The 21005-nt window shown below is 41.1% G+C and carries 19 protein-coding genes and 3 tRNA genes; 2 read left to right on the top strand and 20 right to left on the bottom strand.

Annotated elements, in window-relative coordinates:
* Positions 1 to 128 precede the first annotated feature (128 nt).
* The 11 genes from BUB11_RS06020 to dnaG all read right to left on the bottom strand — a co-directional run bounded on the left by BUB11_RS06020 (position 129) and on the right by dnaG (position 9943).
* A complete protein-coding gene (locus tag BUB11_RS06020; protein ID WP_073028571.1) occupies positions 129 to 968 on the bottom strand; it encodes a Nif3-like dinuclear metal center hexameric protein in 840 nt (279 codons plus the stop codon).
* Entirely contained in the window at positions 959 to 1762 is an 804-nt protein-coding gene (locus BUB11_RS06025; RefSeq protein ID WP_073028573.1) for a tRNA (adenine(22)-N(1))-methyltransferase, read from the bottom strand. Before BUB11_RS06025 ends, BUB11_RS06020 begins: the two co-directional genes overlap by 10 nt.
* 374 nt (positions 1763 to 2136) lie before the next feature.
* Positions 2137 to 3030 carry a 2-hydroxy-3-oxopropionate reductase gene (garR, locus tag BUB11_RS06030; protein WP_073028574.1) on the bottom strand — a complete coding sequence of 298 codons (894 nt, stop codon included), beginning with the start codon at positions 3028 to 3030 and terminating at the stop codon, positions 2137 to 2139.
* Between the two features lie 23 nt (positions 3031 to 3053).
* Positions 3054 to 3782: a TIM barrel protein gene (locus tag BUB11_RS06035; RefSeq protein WP_242947470.1), complete on the bottom strand. Its 729-nt coding sequence runs from the start codon at positions 3780 to 3782 to the stop codon at positions 3054 to 3056.
* A gap of 101 nt (positions 3783 to 3883) precedes the next feature.
* The gene (gene ilvB / locus BUB11_RS06040; RefSeq protein ID WP_073028576.1) at positions 3884 to 5668 is read right to left on the bottom strand and encodes a biosynthetic-type acetolactate synthase large subunit; all 1785 of its coding nucleotides are present in this window, start codon (positions 5666 to 5668) and stop codon (positions 3884 to 3886) included.
* A 338-nt stretch (positions 5669 to 6006) separates the two neighbouring features.
* Positions 6007 to 6300, bottom strand: coding sequence for a hypothetical protein (locus tag BUB11_RS06045; protein ID WP_073028577.1), 294 nt, complete (start codon positions 6298 to 6300; stop codon positions 6007 to 6009).
* Between the two features lie 104 nt (positions 6301 to 6404).
* Positions 6405 to 6479, bottom strand: a tRNA-Val gene (locus BUB11_RS06050).
* Positions 6480 to 6645: 166 nt separating this feature from the next.
* Positions 6646 to 6720 (bottom strand) — tRNA-Ile (locus tag BUB11_RS06055).
* Between the two features lie 20 nt (positions 6721 to 6740).
* Positions 6741 to 6815: transfer RNA gene (locus BUB11_RS06060), tRNA-Asn, on the bottom strand.
* 124 nt (positions 6816 to 6939) lie between these two features.
* On the bottom strand, positions 6940 to 8130 hold the full coding sequence (gene rpoD, locus BUB11_RS06065) for an RNA polymerase sigma factor RpoD (RefSeq protein WP_073028578.1): 1191 nt from the start codon (positions 8128 to 8130) through the stop codon (positions 6940 to 6942).
* Positions 8120 to 9943 carry a DNA primase gene (gene dnaG / locus BUB11_RS06070; RefSeq protein WP_084110197.1) on the bottom strand — a complete coding sequence of 608 codons (1824 nt, stop codon included), beginning with the start codon at positions 9941 to 9943 and terminating at the stop codon, positions 8120 to 8122. The genes rpoD and dnaG overlap by 11 nt, the downstream gene beginning before the upstream one ends.
* Before the next feature lie 542 nt (positions 9944 to 10485).
* Here dnaG and BUB11_RS06075 point away from each other — a divergent pair.
* A complete protein-coding gene (locus BUB11_RS06075) occupies positions 10486 to 11064 on the top strand; it encodes a GerMN domain-containing protein (RefSeq protein ID WP_073028582.1) in 579 nt (192 codons plus the stop codon).
* 185 nt (positions 11065 to 11249) lie between these two features.
* On the opposite strand, the gene BUB11_RS06080 is transcribed toward BUB11_RS06075, so the two are convergent.
* From BUB11_RS06080 to BUB11_RS06100, 5 genes are all read right to left on the bottom strand, one after another.
* Positions 11250 to 12245, bottom strand: a complete 996-nt coding sequence (locus tag BUB11_RS06080) for a deoxyguanosinetriphosphate triphosphohydrolase (RefSeq protein WP_073028583.1) — start codon at positions 12243 to 12245, stop codon at positions 11250 to 11252.
* Between the two features lie 186 nt (positions 12246 to 12431).
* Positions 12432 to 12989, bottom strand: coding sequence for a DUF2284 domain-containing protein (locus BUB11_RS06085; protein ID WP_073028585.1), 558 nt, complete (start codon positions 12987 to 12989; stop codon positions 12432 to 12434).
* Positions 12990 to 13157: 168 nt separating this feature from the next.
* Positions 13158 to 14135: a uroporphyrinogen decarboxylase family protein gene (locus tag BUB11_RS06090; RefSeq protein ID WP_073028586.1), complete on the bottom strand. Its 978-nt coding sequence runs from the start codon at positions 14133 to 14135 to the stop codon at positions 13158 to 13160.
* Positions 14136 to 14192: 57 nt separating this feature from the next.
* Positions 14193 to 14825, bottom strand: coding sequence for a corrinoid protein (locus tag BUB11_RS06095; RefSeq protein WP_073028587.1), 633 nt, complete (start codon positions 14823 to 14825; stop codon positions 14193 to 14195).
* A 27-nt stretch (positions 14826 to 14852) separates the two neighbouring features.
* On the bottom strand, positions 14853 to 15656 hold the full coding sequence (locus tag BUB11_RS06100) for a methyltetrahydrofolate cobalamin methyltransferase (protein WP_073028589.1): 804 nt from the start codon (positions 15654 to 15656) through the stop codon (positions 14853 to 14855).
* 235 nt (positions 15657 to 15891) lie between these two features.
* On the opposite strand from BUB11_RS06100, the gene BUB11_RS06105 reads away from it, so the two are divergent.
* Positions 15892 to 17139, top strand: a complete 1248-nt coding sequence (locus tag BUB11_RS06105) for a PucR family transcriptional regulator (protein WP_073028591.1) — start codon at positions 15892 to 15894, stop codon at positions 17137 to 17139.
* 363 nt (positions 17140 to 17502) lie between these two features.
* Here the strand turns inward: BUB11_RS06105 and BUB11_RS06110 are convergent, their stop codons facing one another.
* The 4 genes from BUB11_RS06110 to BUB11_RS27470 all read right to left on the bottom strand — a co-directional run bounded on the left by BUB11_RS06110 (position 17503) and on the right by BUB11_RS27470 (position 20934).
* Entirely contained in the window at positions 17503 to 18675 is a 1173-nt protein-coding gene (locus tag BUB11_RS06110) for a DegT/DnrJ/EryC1/StrS family aminotransferase (protein ID WP_073028593.1), read from the bottom strand.
* A 47-nt stretch (positions 18676 to 18722) separates the two neighbouring features.
* Positions 18723 to 19496 carry a DeoR/GlpR family DNA-binding transcription regulator gene (locus BUB11_RS06115; RefSeq protein WP_073028595.1) on the bottom strand — a complete coding sequence of 258 codons (774 nt, stop codon included), beginning with the start codon at positions 19494 to 19496 and terminating at the stop codon, positions 18723 to 18725.
* 299 nt (positions 19497 to 19795) lie between these two features.
* A complete protein-coding gene (locus tag BUB11_RS06120) occupies positions 19796 to 20392 on the bottom strand; it encodes a TetR family transcriptional regulator (RefSeq protein WP_073028596.1) in 597 nt (198 codons plus the stop codon).
* Positions 20393 to 20769: 377 nt separating this feature from the next.
* Positions 20770 to 20934 (bottom strand): 2Fe-2S iron-sulfur cluster binding domain-containing protein, encoded by a 165-nt coding sequence (locus BUB11_RS27470; protein ID WP_159436905.1) that lies wholly within the window; start codon positions 20932 to 20934, stop codon positions 20770 to 20772.
* Between the last annotated feature and the right edge of the window lie 71 nt (positions 20935 to 21005).

Below are 21005 nucleotides of genomic sequence, written 5' to 3' on the forward strand. Positions count from 1 at the left end.
ATTCCTTACAACCTTATAGTAATATATTTCACAATTGATGTCAAGTGGTAATAATTTCTTTCACAAGCAAAACGGCTTTATATTATTTTCTTAATTAAAATCCCCTATGGAGACGAGGGGGATCTCCATTAAAGCCAGGGCGAGCGATTAACAGAGCTCACTTGAATCTCAATTCCCTGAAGGGATTTCTCTGCCGACAAATAGTCATATATTGATCTAAGCATGGGTGCCTCACTCAAGAAATGCCCCAGATCTCCAACAGCCATTCCTCCTTCAAGGGCATCAAGGACGGCATGATGATCAACGTCACCTGTAATGAGCAGATCAGCGCCCTTAAACAACGCCTTGGGTACGAATCGTCCCCCACTGCCATTAACGATAGCTACTTTCCTTACTTCCCTCTCTAAGGATCCGGCCAAGCGAACTCCGGTTAGTTCATAGGCCTGGGAATAGACTCCTGACTCTTTCAATTTATCCAAAAAGTTCTGCCATAAAACTCCTAACTTTTCGGGACGTGTTAGGTATCCGCTTACTCCATATCCGCGTTCCTCACTGTTACGGCTTGGATTAACATCATACACCCGCTCCAACGGCTCCATCTTTTCCAACCCAATTAATTCGCCAAGGACTCGACTCGGAGAAACTACAGACTGATCTAGATTCGTGTGCGCAGCATAATATCCAATCTCATGTTGTAAAAGACGGAGAGGGACTTGAGCCGCAGCGTTATCTGCTCTTAAGTTTTTCAGGGGCCGAAAAATAACGGGGTGATGTGCCACGATGAGCTGGGCATTAAAAGCTTTTGCTTCTTCGACCACTTCCAATGTCCCGTCTAAGGTAATAAGGATGCGTTCGACAGTTTTTGAACCGCTTCCGACAAGTAATCCGACATTGTCCCACTCCTCGGCCCAGGATTTTGGAGCTATCTTTTCTATTAACTGAGCAACTAATCCAACTGTTACCGCCATTGACTCATTCCCTCCACTAAAGCCAGTGTAAGTGAAACTTCATGAATTTTTTCCACAATCTCCGGGCTTTTTGATTTTTCCATCTGCTTCAACTGCCTCGACAATCTGCCTCTGTACTCCTCAAACAGCTTGTTCAAGAGATTCGTGTGCTCTCCCAAGACCAGAGGCCCAAAATGCCATACAAGCCTGTGTACTAAGCTTTTAAACTTCGCCTCCGGCATCTGTTCATCTCTCTCTGCTATAACTGGGTGCAAACGATCACACCATGCATGTTCGATCTCGATCAGTTCGTTCATTTTCCATCCTGCTTCCGTAGAAAAAGCCATCACGACATAGATTCGCTCCTCTTCTTCCACCAACACCTCTGCCAACAGATGCCACCCTTCATCCAGCAACGTCAACCGAACAGCGCCTTCCGCTCCCTGCGGTTGAACGATTAGATCAGTCACACCCTTTAAAATGTCCGGCCGCGCCGAAAAAATCTCCAACATAGTTCTTCCGCCCATTCCCGCAAGGGTCAAAACATTGACTTCTCCGACCTCGAGGGGCATCAATCCATCGCCAAACCTCACATCAATGACGTCATCTAATTTCCGGGCTTTGACCGCTGCCAAGGCGGATTGATACGGTCCTTCATGGACATCTATAGCTACTGCCTTTGCTATTTTTTGATCCTCATAGAGGGAAATTGGCAAATAAGCATGATCTGTCCCTATATCCCCGAGATTTGCTCCCTCCGGAACAAATGATGCCACGGTTTGAAGCCGTGGACCTAAACTAACTGACACTGTCATTTTTTCACCTCGTAATAGAAAAATTGGCTAACACATTGCCTTCAAGTCGCAGGCGATCGCCATAGTTGCACTTATACTTCCAGAAAGTATATAACACAAGTTATACTTTCTGACTAGTATTAAAAAACCTTGGCTAGCGCCAAGCCTTCAAGGCGCAGCACCAGTATAATGGGAACTGGCTCTCGAAAGTTCCATAAATAATCCTGATATATTATTGGAAACTATCATGTAAAACTATTATACCTAACAGCAAACTTATGTGTCCACATTATATCACTCTATCGGGCAAAGTGCTTGTGGACAATGAAAAAAGGCGGATAGATTAATCTGCCCACCTTTCTCCAGATTTTATTTACAAACTCTCTTCCTACAAATTAACTATTTTCAGTTAACTCACTCTGAGCCAGTTTCTCGTAATACTGAACTAGTGCGCCATGATCTGCCTGTTCTAGCCCCTGAGCCTTGAGTACTTGCATCATTTCCATCACAGATGCTGTCAAAGGCAAGGGAGAGCCTATTTCATGACCCGTCTCTAGAACATTGTTTAAATCCTTAATATGCAACCCAATTCGGAACCCAGGATCGAATTTTCGTGCGATCATTAACGGTGCTTTAGCATCCATAACAGTACTTCCTGCTAAACCGCCACGGATGGCTTTATACACTGTTTCCGGATTAACCCCTGCCTTGCTTGCTAACATCAACGCTTCAGAAACTGCCGAAATATTGATGGCCACAATAATTTGATTCGCTAATTTAGTAACGTTTCCAGCACCCACATCTCCACAGAGCAATGCGCTCGAACCCATTACCTGAAAGATCGGGTAGCATTCTTCGAAATCTGCTTGATTGCCGCCCACCATAATTGAGAGGGTTCCCTCAATTGCCTTAGGCTCTCCCCCGCTCACCGGAGCATCCAGGAAACGAACAGATTTATCAGCAAGGTTTTTAGCTATCCCGCGACTGACAATTGGAGCAATAGAACTCATATCGATGACAATGGAACCCGGATGAACCCCTTCGATCACACCGTTAGGTCCGAGGATCACTTCTTGAACTTGAGGGGAATTGGGCAACATGGTAATGATAATATTGCACCGTTCTGCCACATCCTTAGGCGAGACACCTGCATCTGCGCCCTCCTTAACAAGCTCTTCAATCGATTTAGAACTTCGATTATAGACCACGACCTCGTGCCCTGCTTTTAAGAGATTTCGACTCATAGGCTTCCCCATGATACCTAAACCAATAAATCCAATCTTACTCAAGCAAACCCACTCCTCTCGCTTTTTTATAAACTATAGTTCTTTACCCACTCTAGAGAAGTCTCGGTATCAGGGTCTGGAACATACTCTAACCCAATCTCTCTAGAGTACCCAGCCTTATTTAACTCCGTGAATAAAGTTTTAAAATCAATTGTTCCAGAACCAGGCTGATGCCTTCCTGGTTGATCCGCAATCTGAATATGCCCTATTTGAGAGATTGAATCCTTCAATATCTTTAAAAGATCTTCGTCTTCTCGTCTAGCGTGGTATATGTCCCACTGTAAAAGGACATTTGGACGATCAACATCTTTAATCAGCCTCAATACTTGATCCGTCGTATTCAAGTAAAATCCCGGTGCATCGTAATGGTTGAGGGGTTCGATCAACAAACGCATTCCTTGCTTTTGAAGTTGATCTGCCGCATAAGTGATGTTTCCTACCAAGGTAGGCCATAGTTCAGACTCTTTCGTTCCATGACTTATTTTGCCTACCAAGCAATTCACCTGTATAACTCCAAGCTTTTGAGCAACCTCGATTGCTTGCCCTACCCCAGATCGAAACTCATCTTGGCGTTTTGGATCAATCGCAATCCCTCGCTCTCCATTTCCCCAATCTCCCGCGGGTAAATTAAACAACACAAGCTCTATGTCTAAGCCTTCAAGCTTAGCTTTTATTTCATCTAGATTGTAATCGTAAGGAAACATAAACTCTACCTTGGCAAAGCCTGCAGCCTTCGCAGCCTCAAATCGTTCCATAAAAGGCCTTTCTGTAAAGAGAAATGTTAGGTTTGCTACGAAAGATTTGATAGACATACTTTGAATCATCATCCTCATCCTTTCAATTAGATTTACATAATTCAGGATACTTCCCTTACTCCGCTTATAGTTCCATCCATCGAGACCGAGCATTGAGCATCTGGGTCAACCAAAATCTCAATTAAATAAGGACGATAGGCACTAAACGCGCGTGCTAAGGCATCAGTGATCTGCTCAGGTTTTTCAACCAATTCTGCCTCTACACCCATTCCTTTGGCGGTAGCTACAAAGTCTAGCCCTCTTTGATGCCCTTGAATATGATTAGTATAGTCTAATTCCGTTGAAATCCACCTGCGATTGAAAAACAAGTTTTGTTGCTGTCGAATCAGACCAAATAGTGAGTTATTTAAAACAACGACGACTACCGGAATATTATGTTTGGCTGCCGTGGCAAGCTCCTGAAGAGACATACCCAAACTTGCATCCCCTAGTAAATTCACGACCTGGCGTTGTGGATAAGCGAGCTGAGCGCCCATTGCCGCACCTAAGCCCCACCCCATGGTACCAGCGCGACCAGTAATTAAAAACGTTCGTGGTTCATGCGCCTCATATAATTGAGTGGCCCAAATTTGGCTTAATCCACAGTCTAAAGTCACAATAGCATCCGGTCGAAGCCCTTTCCTAACCTCAATAATCGCCTGCTGTGGTTTAAGGGGACTACTCTCAAAATCCGTTTGACGGGCCAATCTGGTTCTTTCTATCTGAAGAGCTTCAATTCTTTCTAAAGCCTTTGGATTGAGTTTATACTCGCGACTGCGGATAAAATTGTTTAACTTGAGGATAAAATTCTTTACATCTGAAGCAATTGCCAATTCAGTGGGGACATGACGCGAGAGTTCTTTTTCATCGATATTGATGTGAATGATTTTACGGTCCATTTTAAAGACATTCATTTCCCCTGTGCTCCGACTGTCAAACCTCCCACCTAGATTCAAGATAAGATCTGATTCCAGAACAGTTTTATTTCCAAGTGGAGTTTGGCACATGGTTCCTACCATACCAGCATATAAGCGGTGATAATTTGGAAAACCATCTTTGCCCATGAGAGAGGAGACTACCGGAATCTGGAGTAATTGAGCCAGGTCTATAAGTTCTTTAGTTGCACCCCCTAGAGCAACTCCTCCCCCAACCATAAGAACAGGTCTTTCTGCTTCCTCAATCATTGTGAACACTTGTTCCAGTTGGCTATCTGTGACTTGTACTAAATCACCATACTCTTCCTTTTCTTCTCTCATATAGTCTTCTAGGTTAATCTTGAGTAATCCTTTTTGTACATTGACAGGAATATCTATTAAGACTGGTCCCTTCCTTCCCTGGGTCGCTAATTTCCAAGCCTCACTCATCACCTTGGGTAAATCAGTTGTCTTTGTAACAAGATAGGCAGCCTTAGTAACTGGGCGAGCCATTTCAACTATCGGTGCTTCTTGAAAAGCATCTCTTCCTATTAGGTTTGTGGGAACTTGACCAGTAAAGGCAATTATTGGCACGGAATCTCCATAGGCACTATAAAGGCCAGTCAGAAAATTAGTTGCTCCAGGACCAGAAGTAGCTGCGCAAATCCCTACTTTTCCGGTCGCCCTAGCATAGCCATCCGCCATAAATATTGCGGTTTGCTCATGACGAACATTAATTGAACGCATGTGTTCCTGCTCAAGTACTGCGTCGTAAAAGGGAAGAATAGCCGCTCCAGGAATGCCATAGACATGGGCTACTCCCTTTTGCTCTAAAAATTTCACGATGAATTGAGCTCCAGTCATTTCGACGTCTTTTTCCAGCTCGTCTGCAAAATAATGTTTTACTTGTTCTTCGATTCCCCAAAGCGCCATATCTGTCTCCCCCTTTAAATTTTTTGACTCGGTCGAATCCTCTATGACAATGACCACAACAAACTTTTTTGTTTTACATATTGAAACTCTGTTTTACATTGCGGTCAAACTTATCCTTGATCTCCCAAAATGAACTGAAAGTTACATCGAGCTTTTTTAGAGCATCTGGTCCAGGTACTCTGGCTTCGACTAATAAGTTCAGTTTTTTGTTTCATATAACAAAACTTCGTTTCACAGTTATGGTAAAAAATTTTAAGGCATTTATCCTATAATCATTTTTTTGTGCTGTGCTAGTATAGTATCATATTATCCCTAGTGTACGCAATACATTTCATCTGCTATTCTACATAAAATTGAACTTTGACATCATTCTTAGCTTCGATAACTAAACAAATATCCTCTTCTCTTGGATCGTAATTCACAGCAATAACATCGTCTAAATTAATCCAAAACACCTCATTCTCAGTGCTCCATACTGAGGCCTTATCATCAGCTACATCAATATTTCCTACAACTCCAAAATCCATAGTACACTCAATGACAGAAATGATCTCAATGCACTTCAGGTTCTTGCCAAACAACTTCTCCCTGAGAAATTTTACGAATTCAATCTTTGAGGATAAGGTTATCATGTCGCTCCCCCAATCATTTCAGTTATTCAGCTTAATGTAATAAAAGAACCCAATGACCTCAGTCAATGGGTTAAGCTTTCAGTCTTTATTTTGAAAATCTATATTGGTGGGCGATACTGGTCTCGAACCAGTGGCCTCATCCGTGTGAAGGATGCGCTCTACCGCTGAGCTAATCACCCATATCGATGATCGCTATTAGTAGTTCGTAGTTCGATAATCATTCGAACAAGAACTTCATACCTCGCATTACCTTGTCTTTTCCACCATCTCGCGCTTTGCACCTCGAACTTCAATCATGTCTCTTCCACCGTTCGAAGCACGAACCTCGATCCACGAATTTCGAAATGGTGGGCCCACTAGGATTCGAACCTAGGACCAACCCGTTATGAGCGGGGGGCTCTACCGCTGAGCTATGGGCCCTAATAAACAGAGAATAAAAATGGCTCCCCGAGTAGGACTCGAACCTACAACCTACCGGTTAACAGCCGGTTGCTCCACCATTGAGCTATCGAGGAATGCTCTTGCACGGGTTATTATACGTAATTCATGCACTATAGTCAAGTCTTAATTTAATTTTTTTCGAGAAAATCAATTTCCCTTAATTTTCTTGACCTATTTCCGGATTAATTTTAAAAGAGTTTACTCCAAATAATCCTTTAACTTTTTGCTCCGACTGGGATGCCGTAGTTTTCGCAAGGCTTTGGCCTCAATTTGACGAATACGTTCGCGTGTAACTCCGAATTCCTGCCCAACTTCCTCTAAAGTCCTTGTCCGCCCGTCATCAAGTCCAAAGCGCAATCTAAGCACTTTCTCTTCCCGTGGGGTTAAGGTCTCTAAAACTTCTTCCAATTGCTCTTTTAAAAGAATGAACGAAGCAGCTTCTGCCGGTGCCGGAGCATCTTCATCCGGAATGAAATCTCCCAAATGGGAGTCTTCCTCTTCTCCAATAGGTGTCTCTAAGGAAACCGGTTCTTGGGCAATCTTCATAATTTCGCGTACCCGTTCGACGGGAATATCCATAACCTTAGCGATTTCTTCGGGAGCTGGCTCCCTCCCCAATTCCTGCAAGAGTTGCCTTGAAACTCGAATCAACTTATTGATTGTCTCAACCATATGCACAGGAATTCGGATTGTCCTGGCCTGGTCAGCAATAGCGCGGGTAATCGCTTGACGAATCCACCAGGTGGCATAGGTACTAAACTTAAAGCCTTTAACATAGTCAAATTTCTCTACAGCCTTAATCAACCCAAGATTGCCTTCCTGAATCAAATCTAAGAAAAGCATGCCCCGTCCTACATAGCGTTTAGCGATACTCACTACAAGTCGCAAGTTAGCCTCCGCTAATCGGCGCTTAGCTTCCTCGTCACCATCTTCCATACGTTTTGCTAATTCTATTTCTTCATCGGCAGAGAGCAGGGGAACTCGTCCGATTTCCTTTAGATACATGCGAACCGGATCGTCAATTCCTACACCCTCGGGTACAGAAAGATCCACTTCCGCCTCTTCTTCTGCATCATCTTCCGGGTCCTCGACGATATCATCGTCTTCATCAACTTTAACGCTAGTTAAGATCTCAAGTTCAACTTCTCCAGGCTCTGGCACCACATCTATTCCCATTCGTCCAAGTTGTTGATAGATATCATCTATTTGATCCGCGGAAAGTTCAATCCCTTGGAGAGAATCCATAATCTCTCTATAAGTTAGAGATCCCTTCTTTTTTCCTTTTTGAATGAGGGCTTGGACGTTGTCCATCTTCTGCTTTTCATTCATCTGTCCCCCACCTTCCCTCGGATCATTCTTTTGGGTGCCTATAACCTTACTATTCGCCACGTTTCAACCGCTCTCCTATCTCTTTCAACAGAGCCATAGCCCCTGCCATGTCACCGGATTTTTCTAAAGTTGCCATGCGAGCTTGCAGATCCTCGACCCTTTCTTCTGCTTGAGTAGAAAGAATCCCTTTAATACAGTCATCTAGAAGCCGCTCAGTTTGTGATATATCTAACTCTTCCAGGAGCAAGCTAGCCAACCGGCTTTGAACGTTTTCGTCGCTGTGCACGGGCAATTTGCCCTCCTGATTGAGATAATTAAAGATTTGTTGATGTTCTGGTATCTTCCAAAAGGATTCTCCTAACTTAGCCTTAATTCTTGGCAAGTGAGAAATATTTTCTATAATCAAACGTAAAAGCAAACGCTCTGTTCGATAGACCCCTAAATAAACTGTTGGTGAAGGGGGCATTGTATCTTCTTTATAAATGATTTCATCCTTAATATTATCTCTATTTTTTCCAGAACTAACCTGTTTTTGCTGAGAATATTCATGTAATTGCTCTTTTTTAGGTTTTTTCTGTTCCAGTCTGGCTATTTCGCGTTGTACCGCTTCCAAAGTAAGCCCAAGTTCTAAACTTAAGAAGCGTTCATACCCTTCTCTTTCAATTGGACTGCTTACTTTTAAAATATCCGGAGCAAGCCTAACTACTAACTCAGCTTTTTCCTGAATGGTCTGTGGCGGTGTTTCCTGAACAATCGTTCGATACTTGAACTCTACGTAAGTCAAAACCTGACTTAAAGCTTTTTCAAAGTCCTCCACACCATAACGTTTTAAGAATTCATCAGGATCTTTTGCTCCTGTTAAAGTTGCCACATCCAAGCGAATACCCGCATCTCGCAGAATCTCTCCCCCTCTTAAGGCCGCTTGGATTCCAGCCTCATCGGAATCGTAGAGCAGGACAACACGCTGTGTATACCGTCTCAAAAGTTTTGCTTGTTCCCGTGTTAAGGCAGTCCCCAAGGAAGCGACTGCATTAGGATAACCTGATTTCTGGAGCGCTATAACGTCCATATACCCTTCAACTAACAGGGCAAAACCCTTCTCGCGAATTCCTTGATGCGCACGATGCATCCCATAGAGATGGTGCCCCTTATTAAAGAAAGCGGTCTCGGGGGAATTAAGATACTTAGGAAGAGAATCATCCAACACTCGACCGCCGAATCCAATGGTGTGGTTTCGTCGATCAAGAATACTAAAGAGGACGCGGTTGCGGAAACGATCATAGTACCCTCCGCCTTTACCCTGTGTCCCTCTTTCTAAGGCTAGCCCATTTTCTGCCAATTCATGTGCCTGGACTCCTCGTTCCAGCATATAAGTTAATAGCCCATCCCACCGGTCAGGAGCATAACCTAAACGAAAGCTTTTCATTGTATCCAGGTCTACCCCACGTTTTTCAAAATAGAGTCTCCCCAGTTCTCCTTCAGGTAAGTTAAGTAAGAGGTCATGAAAATAGCCTGTAGCTAATTCATTGATTTCTTCAAAACGCTGACGACGTCGATTTGCTTCCCGTTCACGCGGAGATAATTCTTTCTCTGGAAGCGACACGCCATATCTAGAGGCTAAATTCTGAATACTCTCAACAAAAGACCAGTTCTCTTTCTTCATAAGAAAAGAAAAGGCGTTTCCACCAACATTGCATCCAAAACAATAAAACATTTGTTTCTCAGGGGTTACAGTAAAACTAGGCGTTTTTTCCGCATGAAAAGGACAAAGTCCCAAATAGTTTTTCCCCTTACGCTGCAAGCTGACATATTCAGATATAATCTCTACAATATCCGTGCGCGAACGCACTTCCTCGATAACCTCTTCCGGCATAAATTCTTGTTGAAGTCTATTATCCACGTCTCTTGCGCCTTTCAGTTTTCAGCCACATTTTATATATTTTGTCAACCCTTACTTTATACATTTCTTTCGCCGAAACTTCATAAAATCCTCTTTTTTAGTTCTTCATTCGGTGAATCTGTTTTTAGAATGGGTAGTATACTCTTTCCTACTTATATTAATTCTTCTTTTTCTGAGATAATACCTGCTTGCTTCGACAATTATTTGTGCAAGGTGTTCTACCTGTAATCCCTACCCCCCAGAGTAAGGATCGATAGCCTAACCCTTTCGCACATTTGAAAAGCATGATAATATATAAAGTAAGCTTGGCTAGCGCCAAGACGTTAGTCTCCGGAGGTCGCCTCAGTTGCACTTATGCGCTGGCCATGGATGGCCGAGTGTCCCAGTAGCCAAGGATGATGAAGGTGAACCTTGACCTTTTAGCAGGAACCGTCTAATGACGTTGACCTTCTACAAAAACACTGTGGAAGGCTCAACATGTGCATTATAAACTTTATGAGAGAGGTGAGTATTCTATGAATAAACGATCATTTAGCACTATCCTTTTAACTATCTTTTGCTTATTACTGGCAGGAACCTTTCTAACAGGGTGCAATACCTCTAAAACACAAGGCGATAAACCCGCAGATAGTCCAACAACTCCTGTTTCTCCAGATACGAATACCCCTGAGCCAACCACAAACTCTGTTAAAATAACCCTCTATTTTCCTAACTCAGATGCCACAGGGTTAGTTCCGACGGAACGAACAGTCGAGGTAAAAGAGCAAGAAATTATTAAAGCAATGTTTATAGAGTTAGCCACTCCCCCCACAGGATTGGAAAAACCGCTTCCTTCCGGAACCACTCTTCTGGAGGCTACTGTAAGCACGGATGGAATCGCTACTATTAACCTGTCTAAAGAATTTCAACAGAACTTTGGGGGAGGTTCCTCTGGTGAACAAATGACTATGTACAGTATAGTAAACACTTTAACGACCCTTTCTAATGTTCACAGTGTCCAATTTCTCTTGGATGGGGTCAAACACGATGGAATACTCGGTCACTTGGATACCCGAGATCCAATCAAGCGAAATGAGAGCTTAATAATTAAATAATTCTTTTCAGACAGTGTCTTTCAATTCGCTTTTTAAACACGATCAAGACTAACATATCTTATGTGTCATAGGCTTATTTTACTTCTGTAAGCCAAAACTTATACTTTATTAATGGAATATATTACAAAAGTGGTTGAGATTTTCACTCAACCACTTTTCCTTTTTATCCAACTGCATAGGGGGAGTCACTTTCGAGGAACAAATAAGTTCTGAAATAAATCAATCGCATAATTATCTGTTAGCCCGGATATATAGTCGACCACCGCAATTGTTTTATTACCGCCTGCCCAAATCAAAAAGTTCTGCGGCAACTTTGAAAAATCCTGAGTATAGTATTCATAGAGTGCCTGAATGATATATTGTCCTTTTCGTCGCTCTTCCCGCAAATTCTGGCTGTTATAGACCCTCTCAAACATAAATTGCCGAAATTCCTGCATAGCATGGTTTATCTCCACCGACTGCCTTATCTGATCTTGACCACTTGACGCTTCAATCATATCCACGACCATGGTGGTAATCATATCACTGGGCTTTACACCAAGCCTTCGTTTAACCTTTTCAGGCAAGTCACTTTGGGTAAGCAAGCCTGCCCGCAAGGCATCGTCGTAATCATGACAAAGATATGCAATCCTGTCTCCAGTTTTTACAATCTGCCCTTCCAGGGTTTTAGGCATACCCACTCCAGTGTGATGTAAGATTCCATCAAGAACAGACTCTGTGAGATTTAAACCACGGCCCTCTTGGGCTAGTACCGTCAATATGCGAATCGACTGTTCATTATGCTCGAAATGGCCAATAATTCGTCTCAAAGCCTCTTCCCCAACATGACCAAAGGGAGTGTGACCAACATCATGCCCCAGGGCAATCGCTTCAATGAGGTCTTCATTCAATTTCAGGCCCCGAGCGATGGTTCGACATATTTGGGAAACTTCCAAACTATGCGTCATACGTGTCCGATAGTGATCTCCCGTAGGAGCAATATACACTTGAGTTTTATGTTTAAGACGACGAAACGGTTTGCTGTGCAAAATCCGATCTCGATCCCTTTGATACTTCGTGCGAATCGGGCACTCTTCTTCTAAGCGCTCACGATTGGCATCTCTGCTTTTTGCAGCATAGGGCGAGAGTCGTTCTTCCTCTTCTTTTTCGGACCTCTGCCGGATGTTCAGTATCTCGCTCATATCACTTTCCCCCTTGTTTGGACGATGCTCAACAAAAATACTTATTTCATTTTAGCATACTGTCCAGACAAATGTATGCGGGAAAACCGGGCACGGTTTTATACAATTCTCCAGTTCCTTGAAGCTAAGTGCGAATTCATGTCGAATTAGTTTAATGGGAATCCTAATGAAACAGGTAAGCACTAACTAATCGAGGTTAAACAAAATAAGGCTGATACACGAAATAGTATTTTTGCCGTTATTATAAGACATCCCACAACTCTTCTCCAAAGCCATGACATCTATTCCGCAGGCCTCTACGGAAAAAACTGCTTCTTCAGGGAATCGGCACTCCTGACTGTCAAGAAAAGCACACCGGCCACAGTAAGTACAAGGTCCAACATTCAGAGGAAGGAATTCCTTGAAAGCCCCGGTGCTCTTTATATTGTCTAATACCTTCCTTAATATCTTTGTATGCTCTTCGATGCCTTCTTGCATACCTTCGTAATCAAAAGAATCTTCGAGTTGATAAACAGTTTGGAATAATAGTCCTTGTTTAAACTTTAAAGCCTTTTCCTTCAACTCATCAATCGAACCTACTGCAGGGGGACACATCCAATTCTTGTTATAACTTCCACAGGAATTTTGCTCGCATTGTAATCTAAAGTCTTTATTAAATTGAATATCTTCCTTTGCAATAATTGCTAACTGATCAACCCCCAGAGACTTTAGAAAAGACATTAAATCATCTATGCCTGAGCTCATAATTTTCAACTCCTTTGAGAAATAGCATGGATTAGAACTATTTAAAACTTTAAAATTAATATCAATCAAAGTAATGCCCCCGAAGACGTGGTACTTCGGAGGCATTTCTTACTGTCAAAAAGTATAAACTTACGTTATATACTTTCTAAGCATTAGTGCAACTTTATATTAGAACATTTCTTTACTCATTTTGTCGATTGCTTCTGTGGCTGAATCATAGACACCCGGGAAGGAACTGAAATTCAAACCTTGAGTTAAATTAGGAATAAAGTATAACTTCCCGCAATTTTTGCAAGCCCTCTCTACTTCTTTTGCTACGATTTCAGGTGTCCATTCCGGAAAATCAACGACACCGCTGTCGATATCCCCCATGAAGCTGATTTGTCCGCCGTATTTCTTGATCAGTTCGGGAGTGTTATTTGTGGTCATAACCCCCTGCCAGATATCTATTCCCATTTCAATCATATAGGGAACCAGGTTCGCTGCATAGGAATCACTGTGATGCACGATCAACTCGACACCATTAGCTTTGTAGAATCCATAGATTTTCTTGTAAGCCGGCAAATAGAACTCTTCAAACATTGCCGGTGATATAAAGGAAGATTTTTGGCTGCCCCAGTCGTCATGATGGAAAAGGGCATCTGGATGAAGACGATCGATCAGGATTTTGGCATAGTTTAGCTCAGCTTCCGTAAGATAATCAATCAGCTCATGCATTGCTTCAGGTTCTTCATAAAGAGCCATTAAGGCATCTTCCATACTCATCAGGTGATGACACATTTCAAAAACCCCTGGGGCAACGAAGGCTGTTACAAATTGTTCATTCCGATCGATTGAATTGGCATGCGCAACAGCTGCAGCCCAAGCCTCATCAGAATTATCAATAACAGGCGCTTTCACGTATTTTCTCCACTCTGTGATATCCTTTAATACTTTGTGTTCATCGTCATGTACAGGGAACTGACCCAGCTGACCTTCCGGCCATCTAAAGGTAATCCCCCAGCTATTCTTGAACTCTGAACCTGGTGGGCACATAAGCTGGACCGGAACTTCAAGGATAATGTCCATAAATTCGTATTGATTAACAAAGCGATCCGGGTTTCCACCTTTGATCGTTTCCATTAAATTCTGCTTTTTCGTTAACATTATTTTTGGCCTCCTTTTATTTAGTTCGAAGCTTGACACATTAAACCAATAAGGAGATTAAGCGCTTACCAATTCTTTGGCTTTTACAGCGGCACTCCCCGCATCAGGAGCAAAACCGTCTGCTCCGATTTCATCCGCCATCTCCTGGGATACAGGTGCACCACCGACAATGACCTTGAACCCGGCTAATCCACTTGTTTTAAGGGTTTGAACGGTTTCTTTCATTGCCGGCAATGTTGTCGTAAGAAGCCCAGAGCATGCTACTATGGTTACGTTTTCCTGTTCTTTGACAGCATTGACAAATTTCTCTGCTGAGACATCTACGCCCAGGTCAACCACTTTAAATCCGGCACTTTCGATCATCATGGCAACAAGGTTTTTGCCGATGTCATGCAGATCGCCTTGAACAGTACCGATAACACAGGTCCCTAAAGAAGATGTGCTGGTCCCTGTGAGAAGAGGTTTGAGTACTTCGACGCCCTTGGACATAGCTTTAGCGGCCATCAGCATTTCAGGTACAAAAACTTCCCCTGCAGAGAATTTTTCTCCTACAACGCCCATAGAGTCGATCATAGCCTGGAGAATATCCCCCGCTGCGCTTCCTTCATCCAGTGCTTCCTGCACTAAACCCGGAACGAGTTTAGCTTTTCCCGCCTCTACCTTGGCTTTTACTTCTGTGATCTTTGTCATTTTCAATTCCTCCCATTATTATGATATTTATTTCTTTTGACCAAATTTATCTTCTCGATATGCTCCAATGTACTCCATGCAGTATTCGTCCTGTCCTAAGAGCGCTTCAGTGGCATAGAGCATGCCCATCATATCTCTGTTTAACGGGTCGATGATCGCACTGTCCATACCTGCGTTCATCGCCAGCACGAGGAAAGCTTGGTTGACAAGTTTTCTGACAGGAAGATTAAAAGAAATGTTGCTTGCTCCTCCTGTTACATGAATTTCGGGATACTGTGTTTTGATTTCTTTGATGACTTCTACCACCGTGTTGATTCCGTCTTCCGAGGTACAGAGCATTTGAACTAAAGGATCAATATGCAGCCGAGACGGATCAATGTTATATTCTTTAGCCTTTTTCATAATACCGGCAAAAACTTCCAAACGTTTTTCTGAATCCTGGGGTATTCCCGTGTCATCGCATAGAAGAGCGACACATTCCCATTTCGTCTCAGCTATCAAGGGAAATATGACTTCAATCTTATCTCCTTCCAGGGAGACCGAATTGATCAGGCCCGGCTTTTTGCAGAATTTAATAGCCTCTGCACAGATATGAACATTAGGGCTGTCAATAGCAATGGGTGTATCTGTAACTTCTTGTACCAGGTCAATAAGCCACTTAATAGTTTCAAGTTCAATGCTGTTTTCAACTGATGCACACACATCAATGAAGGCAGCTCCTGCTTCTGACTGATCTTTAGCCAGTTTTCTAATAAGGTCTGCATCCTTTGCGGCAATTGCCTTTGCTACGGAAGGAATTGCTCCGTTAATTTTTTCGCCAATAATTATCAAAATCAGTCAACCTCCATTTGAATTTTAGGCTCAATTAATCAATTACGTTTCATCCAAGGTTTCATGCTAAAATAGAAGTAACGAAAAAATTAATTCCCCTTTCTTCTTAAATAAATTGTATAGTTGTATATATAAATTAATATTCGATCTTTTCGGACTATTACCTTTGGTCAATTTTACAAAATATATGGCGTGAACAGTATATTGTGCACTACGCCATGGACAGGAGGTTTTTATGGAACATAATTCGCTTCTTTCTCAGTTTTCTATGAGGTTAGTTAAAACACTGAGCAAAGAATCAAACATGCAAGCCCTTGTCGATCTAGGGTATGAAGTTCTGGGCAACCCTTTTACGATCACTGACAATGGCGTAAAAGTACTTGCTTCAACCGGTGAAACCAAAGTAACCGACGACCCGGTCTGGAACGAGCTTAAGGTGAATAATAACTTTATCTTTCAGACCTACTCCTATTATGTAAGGAATAGTCTATTTGACGAAATAGCAAGAAATGAAGCGCCTTTTTACTGGTCGGATCCTTATTGCAAATACCCTAGACTGATCGGGAAGATACGTATCAACAACAGAGATGTTGCTAATATGGTGGTTTGTGCCCATAATCGGGATTTTACTGAAAACGATAAGGAATTGGTTTCCCTGCTTTGCGATGCCTTTTCGATTGAGTTGCAAAAAACTAAATATATAGATCTTTCCCCCGGACTGGTGCATCAAAGCTTTTTGTACGATTTGCTTGATGGGAAATTCGAAGACGAAAGCTTAATTGTTGAACGTCTGAAAATCTTAGGCTTAAAATTTAAAAGCAAGCTGTTCGTCATAGTCGTTGATATAGAGAATTTAGATAAATCAAGATCAACCCTTCATTTCATGAGGGATGAAATTGAAAATAAATTAGCTAACGCGGAAGCAATAGTCTATAATCAAAAAATTGTAGTACTCGCCAGTTGTGAAAATGATAGGCATTTTCAAGAGATAGAATTAAAGCCTTTAAAAGAATTTATTAAAACTAATCATCTGCAAACCGGAATAAGTCGTCCATTTTCGAAATTAACGGAAGTAACGGAACATTACCTTGAATCCGCCGAAGCAATAAAGTTGGGAAATCATATAAATAGAGACCAACTTTTTTACAAATATGATGATTTTATTTTTTTCGATTTGATTAGTAACTATACAAACGGTGAAAAAATTAAAAATTTGATTCACCCTTCCTTGATAAGACTCATTGACTATGATAAGGAAAACGGAACGGATTACGTCCGAAGCTTTTATACTTATATCTGCAATTTTAAAAATGTTAAAGACTCGGCTAATACTTTGAACATCCATCGCAACACTATGTTTCATAGGATTGAAAAAATAGAAAAGCTATTAAATGTTGATTTGAATGATCGGGATGTATTTTTTCAACTCTATCTATCCTATAAAATCCTGGAATTTTATAAAATTGCTTTGCCTAACTTCTAGAGATTTATGAGGGTCCTAACATAGAGAAAAAGCCATAATCTCATTGTGATATCCAGTGAGATTATGGCTGTGATTATTCGTTCTCTTGAATGCACATAAATTATTGGCACTTAAACTATTTGGTAATTTGACTTCTCGTTCACATGACTTTCATAAAAAATATGGTAAAGTATATCAGCAATCGGATAGTGAATAGAAACGACACATGTGGTGCTTTGCACGTAAATCTGATTACGGTACAAAAGCTACACCTGTGTCTTTTTTTGTGTCCAAAAGATTGCCCCAAATATTTTAGTAAAAGAAAGGGTGCATGCGGTACATTTGGAAACACAAGTTGAGTAAATATCGGTAGTTTCATCCCACCTAAATCTTTTCAACACACTCGATAAGCTCCTTCGCCACATACTCTGCATCCTCGACGGACAGCTTCGAATAAAGCGGTAAGGTAATCTCATTGGCATACTGAGCATGGGCATTGGGATAATCTTCGATTGTATAGCCAAGGTTTCTATAAAGCGTAAACATAGGCAATGGCATGAAATGTACATTTGTAGCAATATCTTTTTCGCCCATCTTTTGTATGACACGATCCCTTTGTTCTTCACAAAAATCTTTTAGTCTTAAGGTATATAAATGATAGTTCGTTTGAACTTCATCGTTTTTTTCAAAGGGAAGTATCGCCCATTCTTTCGTCCCAAGAATTTGACTGTAAACTGTATGGAGTTCCGCTCTTTTTCGTAACATCTCTTCATACCGTCGAAGTTGAACTAGTCCGATTGCTGCCATGATATCCGTCATATTGCACTTAAAGCCATCAGTTAAGATATCATATTTCCAAGCTCCCGCTTGCATTTTAGAGAAGGCATCCTTTGTTTGGCCTTGTAAGGAAGTATATTTAAATTCCTTAAACAAGTTGTCCTTTCCATGAAAACTATTGTCATTATAAGTAATTGCTCCGCCTTCTGCCGTTGTTAGGTTCTTAATTGCATGAAAAGAGAAAACATGAAAATCCATCTGTCCTCCAACCTTCTGTCCCTTATAGGTCGCCCCAAAGGAGTGAGCAGAGTCGGAAATCAGAGTAATATCTTCACGATTTTTGGCTTTTAGGACTTTCCGCATTACATCATAATCAACAGGCACTCCAGCGATATCAACCGTCATAATTGCCTTCGTTTTCGCTGTAATTGCCTCGTCAATCTTTTGTTCATCAATTAGAAAACTATCTTTCTTAGTATCCACAAATGTTGGTCTTATTCCTCGATGAAGAAGTACATTTGAGGTAGCAGCATAGGTGTAAGGGGTGGTTATTACTTCATCATTTTCACCTATACCTAAAACTTTTAAGATGAGTTCCATGCCCGCAGTTGCACTATTTATGGCAATTGCATGCTTCGTACCGCTGTAATCCGCTAATTCTTGTTCAAATCGAGCCGTTTTGGAACCGGTTGTAATCCATCCAGACCTTAAAACTTCTGAAACTGCAGCGATCTCTTCCTCAGTAACATCTGGTGGAGAAAAGGGTATTTTTTTAAGCATTATCTTTAATTCCTTCCTTGCTTTTTCTTAGTTGTTGTTAAAACGCCTTAATAATTTTCTGTTGCAATTATGATTTTAACGCTTAACTGTCTGATTTTCTCGATTTCTTCATCTGGTGCTTCCCAATCCGTAATGACAACATCCAAATCCTTTAAATCAATGGTTTTTGCAAAAAATTCTGTCCCCACTTTGTCAAAATTCGCAAGGCATATAGTCTGGCGTGAGACTTCTGCCACAGTTCGTTGAAAAATTGCGCCTTCCGGAGTTGAACTACTCAATCCATGTTTTGCAGAAATTCCTCCACCCGTTAAAAAAGCCGTATCGATCCGTAGAGTTCTTATAAATTCCGTCGCTAACGGATCAACAATCCCTTCCTCGCTTTTAACTTTTCCACATACGATGTAAGTTTCAATATTACTATAATGTTTAAGTTTTTCGGCAATAACGAGTGAATTAGTTATTACTGTATAGTTCCGATCAACGGGTAAATATTTGAGTAAAATATAATGAATACTGGCCCCACCTATAAATATAGTGTCACCCTGCTCTATGTAAGCTGCAGCTAATTTAGCTACTGCGTTTTGATGTTCTGTTCCCTCACTATATCGAATTCGATCATCCATCGGAAATCTTCTAACTTTGGATAGAGGCACAGCCCCTCCATGAGTTCTTTTTAAAAGACCTTTTTCTTCCATCATTGTGAGATCCCTGCGAATAGTATCAATAGAAACTTGAAACTCTTCTGCAAGTTCCTTTGCTAAAACCCTTCCCAACAATCTTACTTTTGAAAGGATTTGCACTTGACGTTCCTCAACAAACATACTCCCCCCCCTCTCTATCTCATTTTATCATGTTTCATGCGGTTTTGTACCGTTATTATTACGGTTTCATGCTATTTTATCCCGTTTCATGCTTGGGTCATTTACAAAACTTACCTCCTGCAATTTGGAAAACATAATTTTACCAAATGGCCCTCCTTTTAAATAAAGAAAGGATATTGGAACTTAATCCATTTTTAAGTTCCAATATCCTTTCTTTATCTTATTTGATTAGTCACAAGTGCCAATTGTAGTGAACTTGAGCAGCAGCTATTCTTAACTTATGATGTCTTTTAATAAGATTATTTAACAATTTTTAATACACCCTTTGTCAGTTCTAAACTATACTCTTCATGGCTATGCTTATTTTGTGGGGAAAGCATCGTTTCCGATATCGCCCCTTGAATAATAGTTGAAACTACTTCAGGATTAAAGTCTCCTCCAAACTCATTTGTTTCTTGTCCTTTAAACAATATTTCTTTTAATAAACTGGCTTTTAAATCTTCTTCATCGTCTTCTAACAAGTAATATGGGATTTGGTCAGATGTACGGGCATTAAAAACAATTTCAATTAAAGCAATACTGTTTGCCAGGTTTAAAACCTGGTAAGCTAAATTTGCTTCTATAAATGCGATCAATTTCTCTGTCCATGTACTTTGTTGGGCAACTCGTTTATTAACAAAAAGCCACTCTTGTTCTATCAAATATATTAAGGTATTATTCATCAAGTCTTCTTTACCGGAGAAATGATAGGAAATAAGTCCTGTGCTGATATTTGCTTTTCTTGCAATTTTAGCTAAGCTTGTATTTACATATCCAATCTCTTTTAAAACCTCAATAGCTGCCTTTATTATTTGTTCCCGTCTTGCTTCTGTTATAAAAGACTGTTTATCTTCCATACAAAAAACCACCTTTCTTTATAAAACTAAAAATATGTGTTTTCTGAATTTAATTGAATACCCATTTAATTTATTAATTGATCGTCCGATCAAATTTTAACTTACCTTTATCTTCATGTCAACTCAATGAGGCTTTTTATCCAACCTACAATAGCCCAGCACATAGTCCTGGTGTGATAGCGTAATCTGGGGAAGGGCTTGGGATTACTTTTGAGAATCCTACTTGTAACAATGTATTTTCCCACTCTTCAGTCAGCACTTGCTGCAGAGCCACCATTAAAACCCGACCACGGTAATTCAAATTCAAATTCGGATTCGAATCCGGATTCGAATCCGAATTTGAGAAGAACCCAGACGGATGTGTCAGGCTTCAAAAGCTATTTCTGTACTATTTCTATTTGTTTTAATTTATTTCTGTCCTTTAAACCACAGTCAAAATCTGATTGAAGACCCAATTCGTTCATAACCCGCATTAAAGAGCTGCCTTCGTCAACCTCTACATGCCTCCCTGTGGGCAGAAACACTATTTTATGAAGTTCCACGATTCCACCTCCGGTTTTTTACAGATGGCAAAAAAGAAGAGAGTAGTACGCAAACAAACGAGCATTACTAC

The sequence above is a fragment of the Desulfosporosinus lacus DSM 15449 genome (genome assembly GCF_900129935.1).
Lineage (GTDB): Bacteria > Bacillota > Desulfitobacteriia > Desulfitobacteriales > Desulfitobacteriaceae > Desulfosporosinus > Desulfosporosinus lacus.

What these genes read in the sequence shown, in the direction of transcription:
- BUB11_RS06020 (WP_073028571.1), bottom strand. Translation starts at nt 968, where the DNA reads ATGGCGGTAACAGTTGGATTAGTTGCTCAGTTAATAGAAAAGATAGCT.
- BUB11_RS06025 (WP_073028573.1), bottom strand. Translation starts at nt 1,762, where the DNA reads ATGACAGTGTCAGTTAGTTTAGGTCCACGGCTTCAAACCGTGGCATCA.
- BUB11_RS06035 (WP_242947470.1), bottom strand. Translation starts at nt 3,782, where the DNA reads ATGGAACGATTTGAGGCTGCGAAGGCTGCAGGCTTTGCCAAGGTAGAG.
- ilvB (WP_073028576.1), bottom strand. Translation starts at nt 5,668, where the DNA reads ATGGCGCTTTGGGGAATCGAAGAACAAGTAAAACATTATTTTGCAGAC.
- BUB11_RS06045 (WP_073028577.1), bottom strand. Translation starts at nt 6,300, where the DNA reads ATGATAACCTTATCCTCAAAGATTGAATTCGTAAAATTTCTCAGGGAG.
- dnaG (WP_084110197.1), bottom strand. Translation starts at nt 9,943, where the DNA reads ATGCCGGAAGAGGTTATCGAGGAAGTGCGTTCGCGCACGGATATTGTA.
- BUB11_RS06075 (WP_073028582.1), top strand. Translation starts at nt 10,486, where the DNA reads ATGAATAAACGATCATTTAGCACTATCCTTTTAACTATCTTTTGCTTA.
- BUB11_RS06080 (WP_073028583.1), bottom strand. Translation starts at nt 12,245, where the DNA reads ATGAGCGAGATACTGAACATCCGGCAGAGGTCCGAAAAAGAAGAGGAA.
- BUB11_RS06085 (WP_073028585.1), bottom strand. Translation starts at nt 12,989, where the DNA reads ATGAGCTCAGGCATAGATGATTTAATGTCTTTTCTAAAGTCTCTGGGG.
- BUB11_RS06090 (WP_073028586.1), bottom strand. Translation starts at nt 14,135, where the DNA reads ATGTTAACGAAAAAGCAGAATTTAATGGAAACGATCAAAGGTGGAAAC.
- BUB11_RS06095 (WP_073028587.1), bottom strand. Translation starts at nt 14,825, where the DNA reads ATGACAAAGATCACAGAAGTAAAAGCCAAGGTAGAGGCGGGAAAAGCT.
- BUB11_RS06105 (WP_073028591.1), top strand. Translation starts at nt 15,892, where the DNA reads ATGGAACATAATTCGCTTCTTTCTCAGTTTTCTATGAGGTTAGTTAAA.
- BUB11_RS06110 (WP_073028593.1), bottom strand. Translation starts at nt 18,675, where the DNA reads ATGCTTAAAAAAATACCCTTTTCTCCACCAGATGTTACTGAGGAAGAG.
- BUB11_RS06115 (WP_073028595.1), bottom strand. Translation starts at nt 19,496, where the DNA reads ATGTTTGTTGAGGAACGTCAAGTGCAAATCCTTTCAAAAGTAAGATTG.
- BUB11_RS06120 (WP_073028596.1), bottom strand. Translation starts at nt 20,392, where the DNA reads ATGGAAGATAAACAGTCTTTTATAACAGAAGCAAGACGGGAACAAATA.